The organism is Brevundimonas sp. (assembly GCF_036399195.1).
In the GTDB taxonomy this organism is placed as follows: domain Bacteria; phylum Pseudomonadota; class Alphaproteobacteria; order Caulobacterales; family Caulobacteraceae; genus Brevundimonas.
In genome coordinates, this window is record NZ_DASWNO010000135.1 from 1 (window position 1) to 18,374 (window position 18,374).

17 protein-coding genes are annotated in these 18,374 nt (G+C 72.2%); 8 read left to right on the top strand and 9 right to left on the bottom strand.

The annotated features are described in order from the left end of the window. Positions 1-585 (bottom strand): TolB family protein (locus VGB60_RS06330; protein WP_414644475.1); only part of this gene is annotated, 585 nt, incomplete at its 3' end. Positions 586-684: 99 nt separating this feature from the next. Here VGB60_RS06330 and VGB60_RS06335 point away from each other — a divergent pair. The 7 genes from VGB60_RS06335 (at position 685) to trxA (ending at position 10,836) form a co-directional block, all read left to right on the top strand. Then, the gene (locus VGB60_RS06335; RefSeq protein ID WP_331037419.1) at positions 685-1,548 is read left to right on the top strand and encodes a GNAT family N-acetyltransferase; all 864 of its coding nucleotides are present in this window, start codon (positions 685-687) and stop codon (positions 1,546-1,548) included. Further along, positions 1,541-2,011, top strand: coding sequence for a tRNA (adenosine(37)-N6)-threonylcarbamoyltransferase complex ATPase subunit type 1 TsaE (gene tsaE / locus VGB60_RS06340; protein ID WP_331037420.1), 471 nt, complete (start codon positions 1,541-1,543; stop codon positions 2,009-2,011). Before VGB60_RS06335 ends, tsaE begins: the two co-directional genes overlap by 8 nt. Further along, the gene (gene amgK / locus VGB60_RS06345) at positions 2,004-3,104 is read left to right on the top strand and encodes an N-acetylmuramate/N-acetylglucosamine kinase AmgK (protein ID WP_331037421.1); all 1,101 of its coding nucleotides are present in this window, start codon (positions 2,004-2,006) and stop codon (positions 3,102-3,104) included. Before tsaE ends, amgK begins: the two co-directional genes overlap by 8 nt. Before the next feature lie 17 nt (positions 3,105-3,121). Further along, positions 3,122-3,826 carry an N-acetylmuramate alpha-1-phosphate uridylyltransferase MurU gene (murU, locus tag VGB60_RS06350; RefSeq protein WP_331037433.1) on the top strand — a complete coding sequence of 235 codons (705 nt, stop codon included), beginning with the start codon at positions 3,122-3,124 and terminating at the stop codon, positions 3,824-3,826. Beyond that, positions 3,823-6,909 (top strand): double-strand break repair protein AddB, encoded by a 3,087-nt coding sequence (gene addB / locus VGB60_RS06355; RefSeq protein ID WP_331037422.1) that lies wholly within the window; start codon positions 3,823-3,825, stop codon positions 6,907-6,909. Before murU ends, addB begins: the two co-directional genes overlap by 4 nt. Beyond that, positions 6,906-10,400 carry a double-strand break repair helicase AddA gene (gene addA / locus VGB60_RS06360; RefSeq protein WP_331037423.1) on the top strand — a complete coding sequence of 1,165 codons (3,495 nt, stop codon included), beginning with the start codon at positions 6,906-6,908 and terminating at the stop codon, positions 10,398-10,400. Before addB ends, addA begins: the two co-directional genes overlap by 4 nt. Positions 10,401-10,497: 97 nt before the next feature. After that, the gene (gene trxA / locus VGB60_RS06365; protein WP_331037424.1) at positions 10,498-10,836 is read left to right on the top strand and encodes a thioredoxin; all 339 of its coding nucleotides are present in this window, start codon (positions 10,498-10,500) and stop codon (positions 10,834-10,836) included. Positions 10,837-10,936: 100 nt separating this feature from the next. On the opposite strand, the gene VGB60_RS06370 is transcribed toward trxA, so the two are convergent. The 8 genes from VGB60_RS06370 to VGB60_RS06405 form a co-directional block, all read right to left on the bottom strand. Continuing rightward, positions 10,937-12,211 (bottom strand): folylpolyglutamate synthase/dihydrofolate synthase family protein, encoded by a 1,275-nt coding sequence (locus VGB60_RS06370; RefSeq protein ID WP_331037425.1) that lies wholly within the window; start codon positions 12,209-12,211, stop codon positions 10,937-10,939. Positions 12,212-12,216: 5 nt separating this feature from the next. Beyond that, on the bottom strand, positions 12,217-13,110 hold the full coding sequence (locus VGB60_RS06375) for an acetyl-CoA carboxylase carboxyltransferase subunit beta (RefSeq protein ID WP_331037426.1): 894 nt from the start codon (positions 13,108-13,110) through the stop codon (positions 12,217-12,219). Between the two features lie 10 nt (positions 13,111-13,120). Beyond that, positions 13,121-13,951 carry a tryptophan synthase subunit alpha gene (gene trpA, locus VGB60_RS06380; protein WP_331037427.1) on the bottom strand — a complete coding sequence of 277 codons (831 nt, stop codon included), beginning with the start codon at positions 13,949-13,951 and terminating at the stop codon, positions 13,121-13,123. After that, entirely contained in the window at positions 13,948-14,415 is a 468-nt protein-coding gene (locus VGB60_RS06385; RefSeq protein WP_331037428.1) for a hypothetical protein, read from the bottom strand. The genes trpA and VGB60_RS06385 overlap by 4 nt, the downstream gene beginning before the upstream one ends. Before the next feature lie 2 nt (positions 14,416-14,417). Further along, positions 14,418-15,602 (bottom strand): tryptophan synthase subunit beta, encoded by a 1,185-nt coding sequence (gene trpB, locus VGB60_RS06390; protein ID WP_331037434.1) that lies wholly within the window; start codon positions 15,600-15,602, stop codon positions 14,418-14,420. A 78-nt stretch (positions 15,603-15,680) separates the two neighbouring features. After that, positions 15,681-16,319, bottom strand: a complete 639-nt coding sequence (locus tag VGB60_RS06395) for a phosphoribosylanthranilate isomerase (RefSeq protein ID WP_331037429.1) — start codon at positions 16,317-16,319, stop codon at positions 15,681-15,683. Further along, on the bottom strand, positions 16,316-17,053 hold the full coding sequence (locus VGB60_RS06400) for a pseudouridine synthase (RefSeq protein WP_331037430.1): 738 nt from the start codon (positions 17,051-17,053) through the stop codon (positions 16,316-16,318). The genes VGB60_RS06395 and VGB60_RS06400 overlap by 4 nt, the downstream gene beginning before the upstream one ends. Beyond that, on the bottom strand, positions 17,050-17,949 hold the full coding sequence (locus VGB60_RS06405; protein WP_331037431.1) for a class I SAM-dependent methyltransferase: 900 nt from the start codon (positions 17,947-17,949) through the stop codon (positions 17,050-17,052). Before VGB60_RS06405 ends, VGB60_RS06400 begins: the two co-directional genes overlap by 4 nt. Positions 17,950-18,185: 236 nt before the next feature. Here VGB60_RS06405 and VGB60_RS06410 point away from each other — a divergent pair. Beyond that, a partial coding sequence (locus VGB60_RS06410) for a hypothetical protein (RefSeq protein ID WP_331037432.1) occupies positions 18,186-18,374 on the top strand: 189 nt, incomplete at its 3' end.

Consider the following 18,374-nt stretch of genomic DNA (forward strand, 5'->3'; position numbering starts at 1 on the left):
CTTCAGCCGGTCGCGGGTGCAGGCGAGGTCGGCGCAGTCGACGAATACGGGCGCCGCCACCACCAGCGACCGGCCGTCAGGCGCGATCCTGAAGGCGGTCACGTCCACCGGCAGGCTGGTGACCTGAGCCGCAGCCTGTCCCTCGCGGTCCATCCGCCAGACCTGGCTGGAGCCGCCGCGCGTGGAGAGGAAATAGACCGACCGGCCGTCGGGGGCCCAGCGCGCGTTCGATACGCCGCCCTCGGACGCGGCAAGTCGCCGTGGCGCGGCGTCGCCGTCGACGATCCACAGCGAGCCCACGCCCTTGTTGCCGGTCCAGTCGGTGGCGCGCAGGCCATAGAGCAGGCGCCGGCCGTCCGGCGAAAGGCGGGGATCGGCCACACGATCCAGCATGGCCAGCTGCTCGAGGCTGAGGCCGCCGCTCGCAGTCGGGGCGACCACGGGTGCGGGGCCCGCGGGAGCGGCCGCCGCCGACGCGGCGGGCGTCGGGGCGGGCTCGGCCGGGGCCTGCGCCGTGGCGGCTGCTCCGCCCGTCAGCCAGATGACCGCCGCGGCCCCCGCGATCGCTTGAATCCCCACAGCCATGTCTGTCCCCTGCCGTCCCGGTCGCTCAGCCTTAACATGCCTTCGTCGCGCGCCAAGCCGCTTGCCCAGCCGGTCGCTAGCGGCGACAACCGCTCCCGGATGACCGACGCAGCCGCCTCAACGCCGATCCGACGGGAGCCGCACGTCTGCGACGTGCTGATCGCCGAGCGTGCGCCGCGCCTGACCGGCTCCATCGCCTGGCCGCTGGTCAGGCCGCTGTTCCACAAGCTGCTGAACTATCGCGCCGCCGTGCGCATGGCCGACGCCGTCAACGGGCTGCCCGGCGCCGAGGCGCTCGACTACGTCCACGACCTGCTCGACCTCAAGGTGTCGGTGATGAACCCGGAGCGGATTCCCGCGTCGGGCCGCTGCATCGTCGTCGCCAACCACCCGACCGGGATCGCCGACGGCATCGCCGTCTACGACGCCATCCGGGCCCGGCGCGGCGACGCCGTCTTCTTCGCCAACGCCGATGCCCTGCGCGTCTCGCCGCGGCTGGGCGAGGCGGTGATCCCCGTCGAATGGGTCGTCGAGAAGCGGACCCGCGACAAGACCCGGGCCACGCTCCAGGCCGCGCGGGGAGCGTTCGAGGCCGGGCGCTGCATCGTCATGTTCCCCGCCGGCCGGCTGGCGCGGGTGGCGAAGGACGGCTCGCTGACCGACCCGGAATGGGCCCCGACCGCCGCCTCGCTGTCGCGCAAATACGACGCGCCGATCGTCCCGATCCATGTCGCCGGACCGACCTCCAGCCTGTTCCACCTGTTCGACCGCATCTCGCCCGAACTGCGGGACATCACCCTGTTCCACGAGCTGCTGAACAAGCGGAAGAAGCCGTTCCAGCTGAAGGTAGGCAAGCCGATCCCGCCCTCGCGCCTCGACATCGACGCGACACGCGCGACCTATGCGCTCAAGGCCTTCACCGAGCGGGTCCTGCCCAGCCAGCCGGACGCCGACTTTGCCTGACGCGCGTTCCATCCCCCTGCCCGACGCCGCCACCACCGCCCGCCTCGGCGCCGCCGTCGCCGCGCGGCTGGAGCCCGGCGAGGCCGTGCTGCTGTACGGCCCGCTGGGAATGGGCAAGTCGACGCTGGCGCGCGGCCTGATCCGCGCCCTGACCCGGCCTGACGAGGACGTGCCGTCGCCGACCTTCACCCTGGTCCAGTTTTACCTCAGCGATCCCCCTGTCGCCCATTTCGACCTCTATCGCCTGACCCGTCCCCAGGAGGCCGCCGAGATCGGGCTGGACGAGGCGCTGGACGACGGCTGCGCGGTGATTGAGTGGCCGGAGCGTCTGGGGCCTGAGCCCGCGGCCTGGCTTGGGCCGGACGTCCTGACCATCGCCCTCTCCGAGCACGGAGACGGTCGGCTTGCGACCGTTTCCGGCGCAGGCGCGTGGGACGCGAAACTGAAGGATCTGAATGTCTGACCGCGAACAGAAACGCCTCGATTTCCTCGCCCGCGCCGGCCTGTCGGACGCGGCGCGCCGGCCCCTGCCCGGCGACGCCTCGACCCGGCGCTATGAGCGGCTGACCGCGCGCGACGGCCGCACCCTCATGCTGATGGACCAGCCGCCTTCGGAAGAGAGCTCAATCGCCCCGGAGGACGCCACCCCGACCGAGCGCTCGGCCCTGGGCTACAACGCCGAGGCGCGGCTGGCCGGCGGATCGGTCGCCGCCTTCGTCGCCGTCGCCGGCTGGCTGCGCGGCCGCGGCCTGTCCGCACCCGAGGTCGGCGCGCGCGACGTGGAGGCCGGCTTCGCCATCCTTGAAGACCTCGGCGCGGACGTCTTCGCCGCGCACGAGCGCGATCTGGAAACCCTGTACGGCGCGGCGGTCGACGCGCTGGCGGCGCTGCACGAGCACGAGCCGCCGACAGTGATCGAAGCGGACGGCGAGCGCTGGCCGCTGCACCGCTACGACGCCCTCGCCTTCCGCGCCGGTCTCGACCCGTTCCTCGAGTGGTGGCCCTCGTTCGCCGGCCTCCCGCCGCTGTCGACGGAGGCGCGGGTGGAGTGGGAGGCCCTGTGGACCCCCGTCATCGCCATGGGCGCGAGCGGCGCGTCGGTCTTCACCCACCGCGATTACCACGCCGAGAACCTGCTCTGGTTGCCGCAACGGGCGGGACTGGCGCGGGTCGGCATGCTCGACTTCCAGGACGCCGTGCGGGGCCATCCTGCCTGGGACCTGCTGCATCTGCTTCAGGACGCCCGCCGCGACGTGGCCCCCGAACTCGAGGCGGCCATGCTCGACCGCTATCTCGAGGCGCGGGACGGGGCGGTGGACCGCGAGGCGTTCCTGCGAGAATACCGGGCGCTGGCCGCCCTGAACGCCGCCCGCATTCTCGGCCGCGTCTTCGCCCGCCAGGAAGTGCTCTTCCGCCGCGATCGCTACACCGCCTTCATGCCCCGCACCTGGCGTCATCTGGAGCGCGACCTGCGCGACGGGGAACTGCCCGGGCTACAGGCGTGGTTCGACCGCCACGTGCCGCCCGCCGCCCGGGCGGCGGAGAACCGCTCGTGACCATCCCGCGCACCGCCATGGTGCTTGCCGCCGGGCTGGGCACCCGCATGCGGCCCCTGACGAACGACCGGCCCAAGGCGCTGGTGGAGGTCGGCGGCAAGGCCCTGATCGATCACGTCCTCGACCGTCTGGCCGAGGCGGGCGTCCAACGGGCGGTGGTCAACGTCCACTGGTTCGCCGATCGGCTGGAAGGTCATCTGGCCGCCCGTGAACGGCCGTCCGTCATCATCTCAGACGAGAGGGACGAACTGCTCGAGACCGGCGGCGGTTTGAAGAAGGCGGCTCCGCTGCTGGGGCGGGACCCCGTGTTCGTGGCGAATATCGACAGCGTCTGGAGCGACCGATCGACCCAGCCGGGCGGCGCCTTGGCCGAATTGTCCCGCCTGTGGGATCCGGACACCATGGACGCGGCCCTGCTGCTGGCGCGGCGCGAGGGTTCCATCGGCTTCGAGGGCGACGGCGATTTCTTCCTCGCCGATGACGGCCGCCTGACCTTCCGCGGCGACTCTCTGTCCGCGCCGTTCGCCTATATGGGCGTGCACATCTGCCGCCCCGACTATGTCGCCGACGGCCCCGAGGGGCCGTTCTCGCTCAGCGGCTTCTGGCGGCGCTCCGCCGCCGCCGGCCGGCTGTTCGGCTGCGTGCTTGACGGCGACTGGATGCACGTCGGCGATCCGCAGGCGCGCGACGAGGCCGAGGCGAGACTGGCCGGCAGCCGGTGACCACCCGCTTCGATCCCTTCGCCGTCCCCGGCCCGCGCTGGTTCGCCATCGAAGCGCACCGGCCCTTCCTCGACGATCTGGCGGCGGGCGTGCTGGACTGGGTCGGCGACCAGCCGCCGGAGTCGCTCTCCGACGCCGTCATCCTGCTGCCCAACCGACGGGCCGCGCGCGCCTTCGCGGACGCCCTGTCGCGCTGCGCCGGAGGCCGGCCGCTGCTGCTGCCGCAGGTGCGCCCGCTCGGCGACCTCGAGGAGGACGAGCCCCCGTTCGCGCCGGGCGACATCGGACTGGACCTGCCGCCCGCCATCGCACCGCTGACGCGCCGGTTCGAGATGGCGCGGATGATCGTCGAGGACTTCCGGCCCGGCCTGTCGCCCCTCCGCGCCCTCGAGATGGCGGATGCACTGGGCGGCTTCCTCGATTCCTGCCAGCTGGAGGAGATCGACGACCTGCAGCGGGTCGCCACCCTGGTCGAAGGCGATCTGGCCGAGCACTGGCGCGAGTCGGCCGAGTTCCTCGGGCTCGCGGTCGAGGCGTGGCCGAAGCGGCTGGCGGCCATGGGTCTGGTCGATCCGGCCTGGCGCCGCGCCCGGCTGCTGCGCCTGCTGGCCGCCGCCTGGACCGAGCGTCCCCCCACGCAGACGGTGATCGCCGCCGGCTCGACCGGCACGGCGCCCGCCGCCGCCGACGTGCTTGCCGCCGTCGCCGCCGCGCCGCGCGGCTGCGTCGTCCTGCCGGGACTCGACCGTGATCTGGACCCGGCCGTCTGGGACACGCTCGGCGCCAACGAACAGCACCCCCAGAACGCCCTCTGGCGAGTGCTGGACGGCAGGGCCGAACGAGAGGCCGTTCGCCCGTGGTTCCAGCCGTCCGTGGATCCGACGGTGCAGGCGCGCGGCCGCGCCCGGCAGCGTCTGCTGAACGAGGCCCTCCGACCCGCCGACGCCACCGACGACTGGCGCTCGGTCATCGGGGCCTTGCGCGCAGACGCCTTCCGCGGCCAATCCGCGGACCCGATCTCCCAGGGGCTGGAGGGCCTGTCGGTTGTCACCGTCCGCGCCGAGGAGGACGCCGCCGCCGCCCTCGCCCTGATGATGCGCGAGACGCTGGAGACCCCCGGCAAGACCTGCGCCCTCGTCACCCCCGACCTCGCGCTCGGTCGCCGGGTCGCCGCCCGGCTGGAGCGCTGGGGCGTCGTCGCCGACAACTCCTCCGGCCAGCCGCTGTCGCGCATGGGCGCGGGCCGGCTGGTCGACCTCGCCGTCCGCTTCGTCGCTGCGCCGCTCGATCCGCAGGTCCAGCTCGGGCTGCTGAAGCATCCGCTGGTCCGTCTGGGCCTCGGAGAGACCGACGCCGCCCTCGCCCTGCGCGCGCTGGAGGCCCACGCCCTGCGTGGGCCGCGCCATCGCGACTGGAGCCGCCTCCGCCGCGCCCTGCTCAAGGCTGGCCAACCGCGCGACGACGGCAAGGCGCCGTCCGAGACCACCCGCGTGCGCGTCGCCGCCGCCTCGGCCTTGGTCGACCGGCTGGAATCGCTCTCGGCCGCCGCCCTCGCGCCGTTCACGCCGGAGGCGCCGCTGGACGCCGCCGCCCGCACGCTCACGCAACTGATCGAAGCGGTCGCCGGCCAGAACGCCTGGGCCGGGCCCGACGGCGAAGCCGCCGCCGCCCTGCTGTCGAACCTGATCGAGGGCGGCGCGTCGCTGGGCGACGTGTCGCGGACCGAGTTCGCCGATCTCGTCCGCGGTCTGCTGGCCGAGGAGACCGTCCGCACCGGCGGCGCCACCCAGCCGCGCCTGCGGATCCTCGGCGCCATCGAGGCTCGGCTGGTCCGCGCCGACCGCATGATCCTCGCCGGACTGGAGGAGGGAGTCTGGCCCAACGCCGCGCCGACCGATCCCTTCCTGTCCCGGCCCATGCGCCAGACCCTCGGCCTGCCGCCGCCCGAGCGCCGCCTCGGCCAGACCGCGCAGGACTTCGTCCAGGCCGCCTGCGCCGACGAGGCCATACTGGTCCACTCCGAACGCCGCGGCGGTCAGCCGGCGGTCAAGTCGCGCTGGCTCTGGCGGCTGGAGATGCTGACCCGCGGCGCCCACGCCCCGACGACGCCGATCGCGCTGGAGCGGCCCTCGGCGGCGCTGGAGCAGGCGCGGGCATTGGATGTCCCTCCCCCGGGACCGCCCCGGTACGAGCGCCGCCCCGCCCCGACCCCTCCGGTCCACCGCCGCCCGCGCCGGATGCCCGTCACCGGAGTCGAACGTTGGGTCCGCGACCCCTACGCCGTCTACGCCCAGCGCATACTCGGCCTGCAGAAGCTCGACCGGCCAGGCGCGTCCGCCGAGGCGATGGCGCGCGGCAACGCGGTGCACCGGGCCATCGAGCGGGTCGTCCTGTCCTGGCCCGACGCCCTGCCGGAAGACTGCGCCGACCAGATCGAGACCTTCCTGCGAGAAGAGTTCGAGTCCGCCGGGTTCGAGGATCACGCCATGGCCCGCGAGACGCCGCTGGCCCGCAACTGCGCCGCCTGGCTGGCCGGCTGGGAACGCGAGCGCCGGGCGCGCGGCGCGACCCTGCTGATCGAACAGAGCGGTGAGATGACCTTCGCTGCGCCCTTCGCGCCCTTCACGGTCACGGCCAGGGCCGACCGCATCGAACTGGACGCCCACGGAGCCGCGATCATCGACTTCAAGACCGGCTCCACGCCGAGCGCCAAACAGGTCGCCCAAGGCTTCGCGCCGCAGCTGACGCTGACCGCCGCCATCCTCGCCGACGGCGGCTTCCCGGGGGCTCCTCCCACGCCGGCTTCAGAACTGCTTTACGTCAAGGTCACGGGCCGCAAGACGCCGGGGGAGGCCGTCGACGTCGGCAAGGTCAGCCGCAACCAACCGCTGACCGCCGCCGAATTGGCCGAACGCGAACTGGTCCGGCTGATCGACGGCGTCGCGGCTTTCGACGACGAGTCCCGACCCTACGTCTCTTGGGCCGCGCCCCAGTTCATGGGTAATTTCGGCGGCAACTACGACCACCTCGCCCGCGTCTGGGAGTGGCACGTCGTTGGCGGCGAGGACGAGGCGCCCGAATGACCCTCTCCCCGATCGAACAGGCCCGCGCCCACCAGACCGCCGCCGCCGATCCCGGCCGCTCCGTGTTCGTGACCGCCAACGCCGGTTCGGGCAAGACCACCACCCTGGTCGACCGGGTGGCCCGGCTGCTGCTGCGCAAGGCCCCGCCCGGCGAGATCCTGTGCGTCACCTACACCAAGGCCGCCGCCGCCGAGATGCAGGCCCGCCTGTTCGACAAGCTGGGCCGCTGGGCGGTGATGGACGACGACAAGCTCAGGCTGGACCTTGCCGCGCTCGACGGCCGCGATCCGGCCGCGCTCGCGGAGGCGGACGTGCGCGAGGCGCGCCGCCTGTTCGCGCGGGCGCTTGAGACGCCGGGCGGGCTGAAGATCCAGACCATCCACGCCTTCTGCGAAAAGCTGCTGCGCCGCTTCCCCCTCGAAGCTGGCGTCTCCCCGGCCTTCACCGTCCTGGAGAACGAGGCCGCGGTCGCGCTGTCGCATCAGGCGCGCGAGGATCTGGCGCGCGAGGCGCTGAAGGATCCTGACGGTGCGGTGGGCCTGGCCTATTCCCACTTCGCCGTGGAGCTGGACTGGAAGGCGTTCCATGCGCTTCTGGCCATGATCGAGGCCGAGCGCGGCAAGCTGGTGGCATACGTCGACCGGGTGGCGTCCGGCGCCGCGCGCGGACCCTACGCCCTGGCGGGGGTCGCGCCCGACGAGACCCCCTCCGCCATCGAGGGCGACTTCCTGAACTGGCTCGACCCCGAGGCCTGGCGCGCCGCCGCCGACGGCTTCGCCGTCGGGTCCGCCAACGACCAGAAGATCGCCGCCCAGATGCGCGAGGCCGTGCCGCCGCACTCCAGCCTCGCCGCCATGAAGCCGCTCTTCATCGACTCGAAGGGGGAGGCGCGGACGAAGTTCGGCACGAAGAACGCCCCGCCGTCGGCCGCGGCCTATCTGGATTCCGTTTCCTTCAAATACTGCGCCGTCCTCGACCGCATGCGCGCGGCCAAGGTCGCCGACGACACGGTGAAGGCCTTGACCCTCGCGCACGCCCACGCCGCCTTCTACGAGAGCGCCAAGGCCCGGCAGGGGGCGCTCGACTTCTCCGACCTCGTGGTCCGCACGGTCGATCTGCTGACCGCCCGCAGCACCGCCGCCTGGGTGTTGTTCAAGCTGGACGGCGGCATCGAACACGTTCTGATCGACGAGGCGCAGGACACCGCGCCCGACCAGTGGGCCATTTTCAAGGCCCTGACCGAGGAGTTCTTCTCGGGCGAGGGCGCCGCCCGCAGGGGCGAGGATCCGCGCATCCCCCGCACCGTCTTCGCGGTGGGCGACGAGAAGCAGTCGATCTATTCCTTCCAGGGCGCCCGGCCCGAGCGGTTGCGGCAGGAGGCGCAGGCCTACCAGTCGCTGGCGCACGGCGCCGGACGACCGTTCGAGGCGGTGCCGCTGGACACCTCGTTCCGCTCCACCGAGGAGGTGCTGGCCTTCGTCGACTCCGCCTTCGAGGGGCCGGAGCGGACGCGCGCGCTCGTCGGCGCATCCGGCGACATCCCGACCCATCAGCCTGCGCGGGTCGGCCAGCACGGCTCCGTCGATCTCTGGCCCCTCTTCCACGATCCGGTCACGCCGGACCGCGAGGCGTGGAACGCCCCGGTCGACAAGGAGGACGCCCGGAGCGGCCGCAAGCAGCTCGCCCGCGCCCTCGCCCGCGACATCCGCAAGCAGGTCGAGGCGGGCGCCGCGATCCACGATCGCCATGCGCCGGGGGGCGCACGCCCCGCCCGGTGGGGGGACTTCCTCGTTCTGGTCCGCCGCCGCGACGCCCTGTTCGAGGAAATCATACGCGCCCTCAAGGCCGAGGCCGTGCCTGTCGCAGGGGCGGACCGGCTGAAGCTGAGCAGCCACATCGTCTTCGACGATCTGATCGCGGTCGCCCGCTTCGCCCTCTACCCTGACGACGACCTGTCGCTGGCCGAGGTTCTGCGCAGTCCCTTCTGCGACGTCAGCGATTTCGGCGATCCGCACAGCCTGTATCCGCTGGCCGACAAGGAGGCCCGGGAGGGCCGGTCGCTGTGGCGCGAACTGCGCCTGCGGGCCGAAGAACAGCCGCGGTGGCGGCGCGCCCGCGACTTCGTCCAGGCCGCCCTGGACGCGCGCGACCGCGATCCGTTCGCCTTCTTCTCCAGCCTGCTGAACCGGATCGACGAAACCGGCGTCTCCGGCCGCGCCCGCATCCTCGCCCGGCTGGGACGCGAGGCCGAGGAGGCGATCGACGAAACCTTGGCCCAGGTGCTGGCGGCCGAGGACCGCGGCGGCGTTGATCTGGAAACCTGCGTGGCCCTGCTGGAAGCCGCCGACGTCGAGGTCAAGCGCGAGATGGAGGGCGCGCGCGACGAGGTGCGGGTGATGACCGTCCACGGCGCCAAGGGGCTGGAGGCGCCGATCGTCATCCTTCCCGACACCACCTCGCGCGCCAAGCCGCAAGGTCCCACCCTGATGCCCTCGGCGGACGACGACGGCGCGGAGGGCGAGGGCTGGCTGATGTGCCCGGGCTCGGCGAAGGACGACTGCCCCCCCTCGAAGGCGGCGCGGGAGGCCCGCATCGCCCGCACCGACGCCGAGTCGCTGCGGCTGCTGTACGTCGCCCTGACCCGCGCCCGCGATCGGCTGGTGATCATGGGCCGCGCCGTTCGACGCCCGGAGGAGGGTTTCGAACCCCGCAGCTGGTGGAGCGTCATCGCCGAAACCTTCCAGCGCCTCTTCGACGACGCCCCCGAGAATGTGCGCGACCTCGGCGACGGGGTCCTGCGGTTCGGCGTCGACCCGGACAGCGCCTCGACCGCCGCCGTCGAGCGGCCGGGGCCGGTCGCGGTCCCGGGGTGGGCCCGGGAGCAGCCCGCCCCGGACGCCTCGGGCCGCCTGCTGTCGCCGTCGAAGATGGAGGAGACCAGCCGCGTCCCCGCGCCCTCGCCGCTGGCGGCCACTGGCGGTCCCGGCGTCTCCCTGGGGCGGTTCCGTCGCGGCGATCTGATCCACCGGCTGCTGGAGCGCCTGCCCGACATCGCGCCCCCGGATCGGGCCGACGCCGCGCGCCGGATGCTTGCCCGTGAACGGGATCTCGACGAGGCGACGCGCGCCGACATCGCCGGCGCCGCCTTCCGCGTTCTGGACGATCCGCTGTTCGCGCCGGTGTTCGGCCCAGGCTCACGGGCCGAGGTCGCACTGACGGGACAGATCGGCGGCGTGGCGGTTTCGGGCCGGATGGACAGGCTGGTGGTGACGCCGGAGCGGGTGATGGTGATCGACTACAAGACCAACCGCCCGCCGCCGTCGCGCATCGAGGAGGCCGATCCGGCCTATATTCGGCAGATGGCGGTCTACGCCGCGCTGCTGGCCGACATCTATCCCCAGCGATCGGTGGAGGCCGCGGTCGTCTGGACCGACGGGCCCAGCTTGATGCCGGTTCCGCCCGCGATGATGCAGGCGGCGCTCGCGTCCTGACGCGCGTTGATTTCGGGGCCGTTCCGCCCCACATCGTCTCCAGCAGCGGAATCAGCCATGCTGGCCCGCCCACCCTTCGCAGTGCAGGACGATTTTCATGGCCACGATCAAGGTCACCGACGACAGCTTCGACGCCGACGTGCTGAAGGCCTCCCAGCCCGTGCTGGTGGACTTCTGGGCCGAGTGGTGCGGGCCCTGCAAACAGATCGGTCCGGCGCTGGAGCAGATCGCCGACGACCTCGCCGGCCAGGTGACCATCGCCAAGGTCAACATCGACGACAGCCCCATGGTCCCCTCGCGACTTGGCGTGAAGGGCATCCCCACCCTGATGCTGTTCAAGGACGGCCAGATGGCCTCGATGAAGGTCGGCGCCATGCCCAAGGGCAAGATCCTTGAGTGGCTGGCGGAATCTGGGATCGGCGCCTCGGCGGCCTGAGGCGGGGAGTGGCTGGCGGCTGGTGGCTGGTGGCAGCCGAAACCCGCTCCCCCGCGATGACTAGTCTCTAGTCACCAGCCACCAACCACCAGCCACCTCTTCAGTCCGGCCACGTCTCTCGCGCCGCGCCCAGCACCTCGCCGGCGAGATAGAGCGAGCCGCAGATGACCACCCGGCCCGCACCCAGTCTGAGCGCGTGGGCCAGAGCCTGCTCGACGCTGTCGGACGGCTGGGTTCCCAGGCCATGGCCGCGCGCCACGGCCGCCAATGCTTCCGGCTCGGCCGCCGCGCCGTCGAACGGCACGGTGAACACCGCCGCCCCCGTCGTTCGCAGGGCCTCGAAGAAGCCGCCCGCGTCCTTGTTGGCCAGCATGCCGACGATCAGGGCCAGCGGCCGGGGCGCCCGCGCCTGCCGCTCAGCCAGAGCCGCGGCCAGCGCCACGCCCGCATGGGGGTTGTGCCCGCCGTCGAGCCATAGTTCCGCGTCCGCCGCCTTCGCCGCCGCCGCATAGGGACCCGCCGTCAGCCGCTGCATCCGCGCCGGCCAGCGCACGGTTTGCAGCCCTTCAGCAATGGCTGTTTCAGGCAGGTCCAGCTCCAGCGCCACCGCGACCGCAAGCCCCGCATTGGCGATCTGGTGCGGCCCGACGAGGGCGGGGCCGGGCAGGTCGAGAAATCGCTCCTGATCCTGGTAGGCCATCCCGCCGCGCTCGGCCCAGGCGTCGAAGTCCACGCCCATCACGGTTAGCGGCGTCTGCCGCGCGGCCGCCGTCGCCTCGATCGCGGCCATCGCCGCCTCCGGCTGCCGGGCGATCAGGCCGCGCGCGCCGGGCTTGAGAATGCCCGCCTTCTCCCCCGCCACCCCGGCCAGCGAGGTTCCGAGGAACTCGGCGTGGTCCAGGTCGATCGGCGTGATCACGCTCAGCAGCGGCCGGTCGATGACATTGGTGGCGTCCAGAGACCCCCCGAGGCCGACCTCGACGATCGCCAGGTCGGCCGGCGTCTCGCTCATGGCCAGGAAGGCGGCGGCGGTCGTGCTCTCGAACACCGTCGCCTGCGCCCCGACGGCGTCGATGCGGTCGAGGATGGCGTTCAGCGCCTCGTCCCCGATCAACCGCCCCCCCAGCCGGATGCGTTCGTTGAATCGGACGAGGTGCGGAGAGGTGTAGGCGTGAACCGTCAGCCCGGCCGCCTCGGCGATGGCGCGGATGAAGGCGACCGTCGAGCCCTTGCCGTTGGTGCCGGCGACATGGACCACCGGCGGCAGCCGGTCCTGAGGGTCGCCCAGCGCCGCGCACAGCGTCCGCATCCGGTCCAGCGACAGGTCGATCCGCTGCGGATGCCGCGCCCTCAGCCGTTCGGAGATCGGGTCCAACGGCGTCAGGCGGCTCTTCGCCGTCCGCCCATCAGCATCGACAGGATCTGGCCCAGCACCACCGGCAGCTCGGACCGGGCGACCACGCGGTCGACCATGCCCTTCTCCTGCAGATACTCGGCCCGCTGGAAGCCCGGCGGCAGCTTCTCGCGGATGGTGGCCTCGATCACGCGCGGCCCGGCGAAGCCGATCAGGGCCCCCGGTTCGGCCAGATGCACGTCGCCGAGCATGGCGTAGCTGGCCGTCACCCCGCCCGTGGTGGGGTCGGTCAGCACCACCACGAAGGGCAGCTGGGCGGCCTTCAGATCCTGGATCGCCAGCGTGGTGCGCGCCATCTGCATCAGGCTGAGCGCGCCCTCCTGCATCCGGGCCCCGCCCGCGGCGGTGAAGCAGACCAGCGGCACGCCGCGATCGACCGCGGCGCGAGCGGCGGCGATGAAGGCCTCGCCCGCGGCCATGCCCAGCGAGCCGCCCATGAAGCTGAAGTCCTGCACGATGACCACCGCGGGCGTGCCGTCCAGCTCGCCGAAGCCGATGGCCATGGTGTCCTTGCGCCCGGCCGCCTTGCGCGCCGCGGCCAGCCGCTCGCGGTAGGGCTTGCCGTCGGAGAATTTGAGCGGGTCTTCGGGCACGTCAGGGGTGTCGATTGACTCGTACTGGCCGTCGTCGAAGGTGAAGCGCAGCCGCGTCGGCGCGTCGATCCGCATGTGTCGGCCCGAGGGCGTGACCCACAGCGACCCCTCAAGGTCCGAGCGATACAGCATCTCGCCGCTGTCGGGGTCCTTGACCCACAGATTGTCGGGCGTGTCGCGGCGGCTGACGATCTTGCGCACGCCGGGCGCGAAGCGGCTCAGCCACCCGCCGCGCTTCTCCTGAGGAGGCTTGTTCTTCTCGACCATGGGCGGGCTTCTAGACGGTTTCCGTCACGCGCGCACCCCGGACGGCCTGCGCCAGCGCCCGAACCCGCGTCAGCACGCGCGGCGCAGCCGGCTCATCAGCGGCCAGCGCCGCCGCCACCTCGTCGACCAGCACCGAGCCGGCCACCACCGCGTCCGCGACCCGCGCGATCTCCGCCGCCCGCTCGGGCGTCCGCACGCCGAAGCCGACGGCGACCGGCAGGCCGGAGGCCCTCCGCACGCGTTCCACCGCCGGCGCAACCGAGGCGGCCTGCGCCTCCTTGACCCCGGTCACGCCCGCGACCGAGACGTAGTAGACGAAGCCCGAGGTCCGCTCGGCGATGATCTTCAGCCGCGCGTCGTCCGAGGTCGGCGTGGCCAACCGGATCAGCGACACCGAGGCGGCGTCCAGCGCGTCAGACAGCGGACCCGCCTCTTCCGGCGGGCAGTCGACCACGATCAACCCGTCCACCCCCGCCGCCGCCGCATCACGCGCGAAGGCGGCGTAGCCATAGGTCTCGATCGGGTTGAGATAGCCCATCAGGATCAGCGGCGTGTCGGCGTCTTCCGCCCGGAACGCCCGCGCCAGCTCCAGCGTCCCGCGCAGGGTCATGCCGTCGGCCAGCCCGCGCAGGGCGGCGCGCTGGATCGGGGGGCCCTCGGCCATCGGGTCGGAGAAGGGAAAGCCGAGCTCGATGATGTCGGCGCCGGCGGCGGGGAGTCCCCGCAGGATTTCCAGCGCCGTCTCGCGCGACGGGTCGCCGGCCATCACATAGGCCACGAACCCGGCCCGGCCTTCGGCCTTCAGCGCGGCGAACCGGGCGTCGATGCGCGCCGTGGTCATTGAACGGGCGCTGGCGCCGGGGCGGTCGGAGCGCTCGCGGCGGCGGCGCAGACGTCGCCGGGGATCAAGCCGAAACCGAGATAGCCCGTCGCTTCCGCTCCGGTCGGCTTCGACGTGTCATAGAAGGCCTGCATCTGCAGACCGTCGCAACCGCCGCCGTCGCGCCGACGGACGAAGACCACGCGATTGTCGTCGCCCCCGGCGGGCAGCCAGCCCTTGGTCCCGAGGTCGGCGATATAGGCGTCTGCAAGCGTGCCAATCCCCGCCAGCGGAGCGCTGACACAGAAGGCGCGGCCGGCGAGGCCATAAAGGCCGCCGCAGTCCGGCGCCAGGGTCGCGCCCGGCAACACAATGGCGTCGGTGACCGGCGCCGGGAAGGCCGAGGCGGCGGCGGGCGCGCCCTCCTGCGCCCAGGCCGGGGCCGCCAGCAGGGCGGCCGAGGCCGCCATCATCACGAGTTTCATGTCTACAACTCCACGCCCAGATGCTTCGCCACCGCGAAGATGTCCTTGTCGCCCCGCCCGCACATATTCAGCACGACATCGCCGCCCGTGCCCACTTCCTTCGCGATCTCGCCGATCCGGGCGAGCGCGTGGCTGGGCTCCAGCGCGGGGATGATCCCTTCCAGCTTCGAGCACAGCTGGAACGCCTCCAGCGCCTCCGCGTCCGTGGCGGCGCGGTACTCGGCGCGGCCGATGTCCTTCAGCCAGGCGTGTTCTGGCCCGATGCCGGGATAGTCGAGCCCGGCCGAGATCGAATGGCCTTCCAGGATCTGACCGTCGTCGTCCTGCAGCAGATAGGTGCGGTTGCCGTGCAGCACGCCGGGCCGTCCGCCCTGCAGCGACGCCGCGTGGTCGGGGCCGTCGAGTCCGCGCCCGGCCGCCTCCACGCCGATCAGCCGCACGCCCGCGTCCTCGATGAAGGGATGGAACAGGCCGATCGCGTTCGAGCCGCCGCCGATCGCCGCCACCACCGCGTCGGGCAGCTTCTCGCGCCGGGCCAGCATCGACACGCGCGTCTCGCGCCCGATCACCGACTGGAAGTCGCGCACCATGGCCGGATAGGGGTGCGGACCGGCGGCGGTGCCGATCAGATAGTAGGTGTCCTCGACATTGGTCACCCAGTCCCGCATCGCCTCGTTCATGGCGTCCTTGAGCGTCGCCCGGCCTGACGTGACGGGGATGACTTCGGCGCCGAGCAGCTTCATGCGGAAGACGTTGGGCGACTGCCGCTCGACGTCGGTCGCGCCCATGTAGACGACGCATTGCAGGCCGAAGCGGGCGCAAACCGTCGCCGTCGCCACGCCGTGCTGGCCCGCCCCGGTCTCGGCGATGATCCGGGTCTTGCCCATCCGCATGGCCAGCAGGATCTGGCCCATGCAGTTGTTGATCTTGTGCGCGCCCGTGTGATTCAGCTCGTCGCGCTTGAACCAGATGTCGGCGCCGCCGTGGTGTTCGGTCAGCCGCTCGGCCAGATACAGGGGGCTGGGCCGACCGACATAGTCGGTCAGGAAGCCGTCCAGCTCGGCCTGGAACGACGGGTCGGCCTTGGCCGCCTCATAGGCCGCGTTCAACTCGTGAACGAGCGGCATCAGCGTCTCGGCGACGAACCGCCCGCCATAGGGGCCGAAGCGGCCTTCGGCGTCGGGCATGTCGTACTGGTTGGGGATGATGGCGTTCACGGTCACAGCCTTGGCCCCGGACCGGGGCGGAATTGCAGCGAGGGAAGATCAGGCCGAACGGGCGGCTTCAAGGAACGCCGTGATCAGCGCGGCGTCCTTAACACCCGGCACGCTTTCCACGCCAGAGGACACATCGACCGCACGCGCGCCGGAAACCCGCACGGCCTCGTCCACGTTGGCAGGCGTCAGGCCGCCCGCCAGAAACCACGGCCGCCGGAAAGCCTGTCCCGCCATCAGCGACCAGTCGAACCGCGCCCCGACCCCCCCGGGCAGATCGGAACCCTCCGGCGGCTTCGCGTCGAACATCAGATAGTCCGCGACCGCCTCCCACGCCTTCGCCTTCGCCACGTCGTCGGCGTTCCGGATCGCCACCGCCTTGACGATCCCGGCCCCCGTGAGAAGCCGCGCCCGCTCCGCCCGCTCCGGCGTCTCCGATCCGTGCAGCTGGATCAGGTCCGGCTTCAGGATCAGCGCGATCTCAGTCAGCAGCGCATCGTCGGCGTCCACCGTCACCGCCACCACCTTCGCCCGGCCCCGCGCCCGCTCGAACAAGGCGGCGGCGTGCAGCGGATCGAGGTGCCGCGGACTCTTCGGGAACACCACGGCCCCGACGAACCCGGCCCCGCCCGCCAGCGCCGCGTCCAGCGTTTCCGGCGTCGTCAGGCCGCAGATCTTGACGGAGGTCATGCCGCGAAGATGGCGTCGATCTGCGCGGAGTCCAGCAGCCGCCAGTCTCCCGGCCCCAGATCATCCGGCAGGGCCAGCCCGCCGATGCGTTCTCGGTGCAGCGCCTCGACATGGTTGCCGACCGCGGCGAACATCCGCCGCACCATGTGATATCGGCCCTCGGTCACGGTCAGCCGGGCCTCTGTCGGCGACAGCACCTCCAGCACGGCGGGCGCCGGCGGCTTGTCCTCGCCCTCCAGCACCAGCCCGCCCGCGGCGAAGACATCCTGCTCGGTCCCGGCCAGCGGCCGCGCCAGCGTGGCGCGATAGACCTTGGCCACATGCCGCTTCGGCGAGATGACCCGGTGCAGCAGGTCGCCGTCGTCCGTCAGCAGCAGCAGGCCCGAGGTCTGCTTGTCCAGCCGGCCGATCGTCGAGATCGCCGGGTCCCGGCGGCGCCAGCGGTCGGGCAGGATGTCATAGACCAGCGCCCCGTCCTCCTTGTGCGAACAGGTCATGCCCAGGGGCTTGTTCAGCAGGATGACCAGCCCCTGCGGCGGGTCCAGAGGCTCCCCATCGACCTGCATCCGCGACGGAAGGTCGGGCGTCACCGCGATCCGCTTGGACACGTCCGTCAGATCGGCGCCGTCCAGCACGATCCCCCCGGCCTTGCCCATCCGCGCCATCTCGGTTCGCGAGCCGTAGCCCATGGAGCCGAGGAGCTTGTCGACGCGCGAGGTGGGCGTCTTGCTCACTTCACCGCCTCGATGACCTTGTAGCCGCCCCTGTCGGCGACCGGCTGCGCGCGCTTGAAGGCCGCCGCGATGTCGGCCTCGTAGGGCAGATGCCGGTTCGCCACGAGCCACAGCACGCCGCCCTTCTTCAGCATGGCCGCAGCCTGCCGGATGAAGGCCTGACCCAGCCGCCGGTCCTCGGCCCCGCCGTCGTGGAACGGCGGGTTCATCACCACGAAGTCGAGGTCGCCACCCGCCTCCACGGTTCGGGCGTCCGCCCAGTCGAACGTCGGGCGCGGATCGTCGATATTGCGCCGCGCCGCCTCCACCGCCCGCCGGTCCAGATCGATCAGCCGCAGCGCCGTCACCGCGGGTGAGGCAAGCACCACGGTCGCCAGGGCGCCGTAGCCGCAGCCCAGATCAGCGCCCGCGCCCTTCAGCGGCGGCAGGGTCTGGGCCAGCAGCATGGTCCCGGCGTCGACCCGGTCCCAGGCGAAGATCCCCGGCTGCGACCACGCCTCCAGGTCCTCGACCAGACGCGGCGCTCCGGCGGCGATGGCCTCGTCGACGCCGGTCAGCGACCCCGGTCGAATGACCATGCAGCGGCGGTGATGCGCCTTGGCGCTCTCGGTTAGCTCAACCCCGAACGCCGCAAGCTCCTTCTTCAGCCGCGACCCGCCCTTGTCCTTGGGCGCCATGACGTCCAGCCGCCCGCCGGGCTTCAGCGCCTTCAGCGCCAGCGCCAGCGTATAGCGCCGCTCCAGCACCCCCGGCGGGGCGTAGATCATGATCGTGTCGGCGCCGCCTTCGGCCATGTCCTCGAGCCGCTGAGAGCCGGGGATCAACGGCGAAACCTGCACGGCCTCGCCCGGCGGATCGAACACGGCGGGCGGGCGCCCGTAGAGGAGGGTGGTCATGGCGGGGGCTATAGCGGGAATGCCCTCGACTGAACATGCGAACCCGTCTCCTCCCCATCCCTGATGGGGAGGTGGCGCGGCGCGGCTTCGCGCCGTGACGGAGGGGGGCCGCGCCGGTTACCCCTCCACCGCTTCGCGGTCCCCCTCCCCGTTCGCTGCGCGAACAGGGAGGAGACGATCATCCCGGCTCGCCAACTCCGGCCTGACAACCCGGAACAAATCCGGCACAAGGCGCCATGCTCGCCGACTCGATCCTGACCGCTCCACCCGCCCCGACGCTCGCCGACGCCCGGGCGACGCTGGAGCGGGTCTGGGGTCACGCCGACTTCCGCGGCCTGCAGTCCGACGTCGTGACCGAGATCCTCGCGGGCCGCGACGTTCTGGCGGTGCTGCCCACCGGCGGCGGCAAGTCGGTCTGCTACCAG